Origin of the sequence: Pseudomonas sp. 39004 (assembly GCF_028682155.1) — a bacterium.
Taxonomy (GTDB): domain Bacteria; phylum Pseudomonadota; class Gammaproteobacteria; order Pseudomonadales; family Pseudomonadaceae; genus Aquipseudomonas; species Aquipseudomonas capeferrum.
In genome coordinates, this window is the sequence record NZ_JANIAG010000241.1 from 1 (window position 1) to 6,680 (window position 6,680).

The 6,680-nt window shown below is 64.6% G+C and carries 6 protein-coding genes; 4 read left to right on the forward strand and 2 right to left on the reverse strand.

The features are described 5' to 3' along the window. Positions 1-147: 147 nt before the first annotated feature. Positions 148-1,077, reverse strand: coding sequence for a DMT family transporter (locus tag NP534_RS25010; RefSeq protein WP_156311415.1), 930 nt, complete (start codon positions 1,075-1,077; stop codon positions 148-150). Between the two features lie 294 nt (positions 1,078-1,371). Then, the gene (locus tag NP534_RS25015; RefSeq protein ID WP_186659426.1) at positions 1,372-1,965 is read right to left on the reverse strand and encodes a helix-turn-helix domain-containing protein; all 594 of its coding nucleotides are present in this window, start codon (positions 1,963-1,965) and stop codon (positions 1,372-1,374) included. 303 nt (positions 1,966-2,268) lie between these two features. On the opposite strand from NP534_RS25015, the gene glnT reads away from it, so the two are divergent. The 4 genes from glnT to NP534_RS25035 all read left to right on the forward strand — a co-directional run bounded on the left by glnT (position 2,269) and on the right by NP534_RS25035 (position 6,618). Further along, on the forward strand, positions 2,269-3,603 hold the full coding sequence (glnT, locus tag NP534_RS25020) for a type III glutamate--ammonia ligase (RefSeq protein ID WP_186659429.1): 1,335 nt from the start codon (positions 2,269-2,271) through the stop codon (positions 3,601-3,603). 66 nt (positions 3,604-3,669) lie between these two features. Then, on the forward strand, positions 3,670-4,575 hold the full coding sequence (locus NP534_RS25025) for a class II glutamine amidotransferase (RefSeq protein ID WP_033697305.1): 906 nt from the start codon (positions 3,670-3,672) through the stop codon (positions 4,573-4,575). Positions 4,576-4,602: 27 nt separating this feature from the next. Then, positions 4,603-5,277, forward strand: coding sequence for a protein glxC (locus tag NP534_RS25030; protein WP_047583883.1), 675 nt, complete (start codon positions 4,603-4,605; stop codon positions 5,275-5,277). A 15-nt stretch (positions 5,278-5,292) separates the two neighbouring features. Beyond that, entirely contained in the window at positions 5,293-6,618 is a 1,326-nt protein-coding gene (locus NP534_RS25035) for an FMN-binding glutamate synthase family protein (protein WP_033697307.1), read from the forward strand. Positions 6,619-6,680 lie beyond the last annotated feature (62 nt).

The window sequence follows — 6,680 nt, forward strand, 5'->3', positions numbered from 1 at the left end:
GCAAATGCCACAGGCCGCACTGGCCCGAAACAAATGTAGGAGCGGCCTTGCGTCGCGATGCGCCGCGCGGGCGGCGCTCGATCTCATAGGCGCCAGATAAACCAAGGCATGCGCTTCGATCTCCCGACGAGCAACCCGCAGCCATTCTTACCGCCCACACCGGCTGTTATCACCATGCTCCGCCGGCGCCTTGCGCGCCGCAGCCAGCAGGGTCGCCAACACAATCAACGCCGCCCCCGCCGCCATGCGCAGGCTCGGCTGCTCACCAAACAGCCACCAGGCACCGAGGATCGCATACACCGGTTCCAGCGCGATGATCATGCCGGCGGTACGTGCCTCCAGGCCTTCGAGGCTCTTGACGAACAGAAACTGCGACAGCCCGGTGCAGAACACCCCCAACAGCGCCAGGTTGACCCAGTCGTCGCCGCCCAGGCTGGTACTGGCCAGGTGGGTGAAGGCGAACGGCGCAACCAGCGCGGCTACCACCACGTTCTGCCAGAAGGCTACCTGCAAGGCATTCATGTTCGACGCATTGCGGCGGTTGGCTACGGTCAGCACGGCGAACGCCAGGCCCGAGCCCAGGCCCCAGATCAGGCCAAGGGTGCCGCTGTCGAGCAGGTCGAAGGACGGCACCACCATCACCAGGCCCGCAGTCACCATCAGCAACAGCAAGCCCTGTACGGCACCGATACGCTGGCCGAACACGCCGCGTTCGATCATGGCTATGAAGGCAGGGAAGCTGGCGAAGCCCAGCGTGGCCACAGCCACGCCGCCGACCTTGACGGCGATGAAGAAGGTCACCCAGTGCGTCGCCAGCAACGCGCCGGTCAGGCCCAGGATGGGCAGGTTGCGCAGGGTCAGCGCATCGAGCAGGCGGGTGCCCTTGAGCCCGGCGACGAAGCCCAGGGCAATGAAGGCGAAGGTGGCACGGCCGAAGGTGATGATGCTGGCGTCGGCCTCGATCAAGTGGCCGAGGATACCGGTCAGGCCGAACAGCACAGCGGCGAGGTGTGCAACGAGCAGGGCGTTGCGCCGGCCGGTGGCAGCACCGGCTACGGGGATTGAAGTCGCGATCATGGCAGTCAAATTTTCACAAAGTGGCGCGCGCAAACACTCCCGGCTGGCGCGGCGCGGGTCTCTGATTCTGGGAGTTTTATGGTTATGAGCCCGGGCGAATTGCCCGGTGCAAAAAGGCGCCACAGCGTTGGAATTGTGAAGCGAGGCTGCTTACTCGCAAATACCGCGTCAACCAGCCCACGGCGCGGGGCTGGTCGATGTGTGTATTATTTTTGTATACAGGGATGTGAGGCCGATTGCGGGCGACGCATACATGTCAGATCGCGACATCGCTTGTTGCTTGACCGCGCCATGTCATTCTTCGCCGTAGTTCATGATCGACAACAGGCGGATCGGCACCTGCACCAGTTGCTCCGGCCCGTGTGGGGTTTCGCCATCAAAGGTCAGGCTGTCGCCGGCATGCAGGTGATAGAGCTGGTTGCCGTGGCGGTACACCAGCTCACCCTCCAGCAAGTGCAGGAATTCCGTGCCCGGGTGGGCGAAGGTCGGAAACTCCTCGCTGGCATCGTCCATGCTCACCATGTACGCCTCGAAGTTCTTTTTCGGGCCTCTGGCGTGATTGAGCAAGTGGTAGGTATGGCCCTTCTCGGTGCCGCGGCGCACCACCTCCAGCCCTTCACCGGCCTTGACCAGCAGCGCGTTGCCATCGGGCTGGTCATACTGGCTGAACAGCTTGGCCATCGGCATGCCCAGCACGTCGCACAGGCGGCTGAGGGTATCGAGGCTGGTCGACACCTGGGCATTCTCGATCTTGCTCAGCATGCCCTGGCTGATCCCGGCGATGCGCGCCACGTCGGCGAGCTTCAGCGACTGGGCCTGGCGCTGGCGCTTGATCTGCAGGCCCAGGTACTGCTCCAGGCGAAGGCGGGGTTCGGTTTCGGTCGGCATCGAGAGTCCTGCACGGTTTCAGTTCAAGAATAAAGATTTCGCACTGGGAAAGTGCGCCGGGCGGCTGCGTTGGCCGTCGGTTTCCTCGGGTGAAAACGAGTTTCCCATATCTACAACGAAAATGTCTCCGTCATGGCGCCAGCCCCTGTCGCGTGCAAGCCCCCTGTGACAAGGGATTGTGGGAGGGGACGTGCCCGCTAAGCGGTAACACTCGGTAAGTTGGCAAGTACATTGCATTCCTGTGATGAAAGTAAGTTTCCCTTGCGGAATTACATGCAGCCCCTTACCAGGAGTGTTCAACCCATGTTGCCAGCAGAAACCCAGCGCACCCTCGACCAGCACGGCATCAAGTATGTGCTGGCGCAGTTCGTCGATATCCATGGCTCGGCGAAGACCAAATCGGTGCCGATCTCGGGCCTGAAGATGGTGGCCGAGGAGGGCGCCGGTTTCGCCGGGTTCGCCATCTGTGGCATGGGCATGGAACCACACGGCCCGGACTTCATGGCCCGTGGCGATCTGGCCACGCTGATCCCGGTACCCTGGCAGCCTGGTTATGGCCGGGTGGTATGCGTCGGCCACGTCAACGGTAAACCTTGGCCCTACGACAGCCGCTACGTGTTGCAGCAGCAGGTGCAGCGCCTGGCCGACAAGGGCTGGACGCTGAACACCGGGCTTGAGCCCGAGTTCAGCCTGTTCCGCCGGGACGAAGCCGGCAAGCTGCAGGTGGTGGATGCCTCCGACAACCTCGACAAGCCGTGCTACGACTACAAGGGCCTGTCGCGCTCGCGGCTGTTCCTCGAACGCCTGACCGAAGCCCTGCAGCCGGTGGGTTTCGACATCTATCAGATCGACCACGAGGACGCCAACGGCCAGTTCGAGATCAACTACACCTACAGCGATGCCATGGAGTCGGCCGACCGCTTCACCTTCTTCCGCATGGCGGCCGGCGAAATCGCCAACGACCTGGGGATGATCTGCTCGTTCATGCCCAAGCCCGACCCCAAGCGTGCCGGCAATGGCATGCACTTCCACCTGTCGCTGGCCAGCAGCACACACAAGAACCTGTTTCATGACCCGTCCGACAGCAGCGGCATGGGCCTGTCCAAGCTGGCCTACCACTTTGCTGCGGGCTTGCTTGCCCATGGCCCGGCGCTGTGCGCGTTCGCCGCGCCCACGGTCAATTCGTACAAACGCCTGGTGGTCGGCCGCTCGTTGTCCGGTGCTACCTGGGCGCCAGCCTTCGTGGCCTATGGCGCCAACAACCGCTCGGCGATGGTGCGCATCCCCTATGGCCGCCTGGAGTTTCGCCTGCCGGATGCCGGCTGCAATCCCTACCTGGTCACCGCCGCGATCATCGCCGCCGGCCTGGATGGTATCGACCGTGAACTGGACCCTGGCCAGATGTGCAACGAGAACCTCTACAACCTGAGCCTGGAAGAAATCGCCGCACGCGGCATCAAGACCTTGCCGCAGTCGCTCAAGGAAGCCGCCGACGCGCTGGAGGCCGACCCCTTGTTCCGCGAGGTGCTCGGCGCCGAGATCGTCGACGAGTTCATCAAGCTCAAGCGCATGGAGTGGGTGGAGTATTGCCGCCACGTCTCCGACTGGGAAATCCAGCGCTACACCGAGTTCTTCTGACCGCCCCCCATCCTTGGCGCGGCCAGCAAGACAGCGGTCGCCCACTGCCCAGTAAGGAGCAACACCATGTGTGGAATCGTAGGCCTGTACCTGAAAAAGCCGGCGCTGGAAGCCCAGCTCGGCAAACTCTTCGAACCCATGCTGCAGGCCATGACCGACCGTGGCCCGGACAGCGCCGGCTTTGCCATCTATGGCGATGAAGTGGCCGATGGCTGGGTCAAGCTGACCTTGCAGGCGAGCGCTGTGGACTATCCGTGGGCGGCGCTGATGGGGCAACTGGAAGGGCGCCTGGGCTGCTCGCTGGACTGGTTCCAGAACGCCAGCGCCGCCGTGCTCAAGGTACACACCCACGAAGCGGCCGCCCGTGCAGCCTTGGCCGAGCTGGCCGCCGACGTGCGCATCATGAGCGCCGGGCAGAGCATCGAAATCCTCAAGGGCATGGGCCTGCCAGCCGAGATCTCTAGCCGCTTCGGCCTGGCCGGCATGCAAGGCAGCCACATCATCGGCCACACCCGCATGGCCACTGAAAGTGCAGTGACCCTGGAAGGCAGCCATCCGTTTTCCACCGGCGCCGACCTGTGCCTGGTGCACAACGGCTCGCTGTCCAACCACTTCCGCCTGCGCCAGGAGCTGAAACGCGAAGGCATTAGCTTCGAGACCGACAACGACACCGAAGTGGCGGCTGGCTACCTGGCCTGGCGCCTGCAGCAGGGCGACAGCCTGGCACAGGCCCTGGATGGCGCCCTGCAAGACCTGGACGGCTTCTTTACCTTCGCCATCGGCACCCGCAACGGCTTTGCCGTGATCCGCGATCCGATTGCCTGCAAGCCGGCGGTGCTCGCCGAAACCGACGACTACGTGGCCATGGCCTCCGAGTACCAGGCCCTGGCCAGCCTGCCAGGCATTGAAAACGCCAAGGTCTGGGAACCAGCACCGGCCACCTTGTACGTCTGGGAGCGCGAAAGCGCCTGACCTGTTACCGACTCACTGGAGCACCTCATGAAAACGATCGACCTTTCCAGCGCCTCGGTGCGCGAACTCAACCAGGCCCTGCATGGCGACGTGCAGGACCGCGAGTGGCGGGTCAGCCGCCCGGACGGCAAGCACAACCTGGCCGTGGGTATCAACCAGCCGGTGTCGGTGGATATCGACGGCCACGCCGGCTACTACTGCGCCGGCATGAATCAACAGGCCAGCGTCACCGTGCACGGCAACGTCGGCGTGGGGGTGGCCGAGAACATGATGTCCGGCTCGGTGCGGGTCAAGGGCAGTGCCTCGCAGGCAGCCGGCGCCACGGCCCACGGCGGGCTGTTGGTGATCGAGGGCGATGCCGGGGCTCGGTGCGGCATTTCGATGAAGGGCGTGGACATCGTGGTCGGCGGCAGCATCGGCCACATGAGCTGCTTCATGGGCCAGGCCGGGCGCCTGGTGGTGTGCGGCGATGCCGGCGATGCGCTGGGCGACTCGCTGTACGAGGTGCGCATCTACGTCAAGGGCTCGGTGCAGTCGCTAGGCTCGGACTGCATCGAAAAAGAGATGCGTGCCGAGCACTTGCAAGAGCTGCAGGCGTTGCTCAACGAGGCGGGCCTGGAGCACAAGGCCGCCGATTTCAAACGCTACGGCTCGGCCCGTCAGCTGTACAACTTCAAAGTCGACAACGCCAGCGCGTACTGATCCAGGAGCCTACCCATGAGCGAACAATTCCCCCCGGTACTGCGTGAATCGGCCACCTTCGATCGCCTGACCATCCAGGAAATCCAGCGTGCCGCCGAAACTGGCATTTACGACATCCGCGGCGGCGGCACCAAGCGCCGTGTGCCGCACTTCGACGACTTGCTGCTGCTGGGCGCCAGCGTGTCGCGCTACCCGCTCGAAGGCTACCGCGAAAAGTGCGGCACCGACGTGGTGCTCGGCAACCGTTTTGCCAAGAAGCCGATCCACCTGAAGATCCCGGTGACCATTGCCGGCATGAGCTTCGGCGCGCTGTCGGCCAATGCCAAGGAAGCGCTGGGCCGGGGTGCGACCATCGCAGGTACCAGTACCACCACCGGCGACGGCGGCATGACCCCGGAAGAGCGTGGCCAGTCGCAGCACCTGGTGTACCAGTACCTGCCGTCGCGCTATGGCATGAACCCCGACGACCTGCGCAAGGCCGATGCCATCGAGATCGTCCTCGGCCAGGGCGCCAAACCGGGCGGTGGCGGCATGTTGCTGGGCATGAAGGTTACCGAGCGGGTGGCCGGCATGCGCACCTTGCCGATCGGCGTAGACCAGCGCAGCGCCTGCCGCCACCCGGACTGGACCGGCCCGGACGACCTGGCGATCAAGATTGCCGAGCTGCGCGAGATCACGGACTGGGAGAAACCCATCTACGTGAAAATCGGCGCCAGCCGCCCGTACTACGACGTCAAGCTGGCGGTGAAGGCCGGCGCCGACGTGATTGTGCTCGACGGCATGCAGGGCGGTACCGCCGCGACCCAGGAGGTGTTCATCGAGCATGTCGGCATTCCCATCTTGCCGGCCATCCCGCAGGCGGTGCAGGCGCTGCAGGAGATGGGCATGCACCGCAAGGTGCAACTGATCGTCTCGGGTGGTATCCGCAACGGTGCCGACGTGGCCAAGGCCATGGCCCTGGGGGCTGACGCCGTGGCCATCGGCACCGCCGCGCTGATCGCCCTGGGTGACAACCACCCGCGGCTGGATGAGCAGTTGAAGGCGATCGGCTCTGCGGCTGGTTTTTACGATGACTGGCAGAACGGCCGTGACCCGGCGGGCATCACCACCCAGGACCCGGAACTGGCCAAGCGCCTGAACCCGGAGGAGGCCGGCCGGCGGCTGGCCAACTACCTGCGCGTGCTGGTGCTGGAGGCGCAGACCATGGCCCGCGCCTGTGGCAAGTCGCACCTGCACAACCTCGACCCGGAGGACCTGGTGGCGTTGACTGTGGAGGCGGCGGCGATGGCGCGGGTACCACTGGCGGGCACCGCCTGGGTGCCCGGGCAAACGCAGTACTGATGCGGCAATTGGGGCCGCTTTGCGGCCCTTTCGCGGCACAAGGCCGCTCCCACAGGGACCGC

Excerpts from the sequence above, each read along its gene's own strand:
- NP534_RS25010 (WP_156311415.1), bottom strand. The coding sequence starts at position 1,077 with ATGATCGCGACTTCAATCCCCGTAGCCGGTGCTGCCACCGGCCGGCGC.
- NP534_RS25015 (WP_186659426.1), bottom strand. The coding sequence starts at position 1,965 with ATGCCGACCGAAACCGAACCCCGCCTTCGCCTGGAGCAGTACCTGGGC.
- glnT (WP_186659429.1), top strand. The coding sequence starts at position 2,269 with ATGTTGCCAGCAGAAACCCAGCGCACCCTCGACCAGCACGGCATCAAG.
- NP534_RS25025 (WP_033697305.1), top strand. The coding sequence starts at position 3,670 with ATGTGTGGAATCGTAGGCCTGTACCTGAAAAAGCCGGCGCTGGAAGCC.
- NP534_RS25030 (WP_047583883.1), top strand. The coding sequence starts at position 4,603 with ATGAAAACGATCGACCTTTCCAGCGCCTCGGTGCGCGAACTCAACCAG.
- NP534_RS25035 (WP_033697307.1), top strand. The coding sequence starts at position 5,293 with ATGAGCGAACAATTCCCCCCGGTACTGCGTGAATCGGCCACCTTCGAT.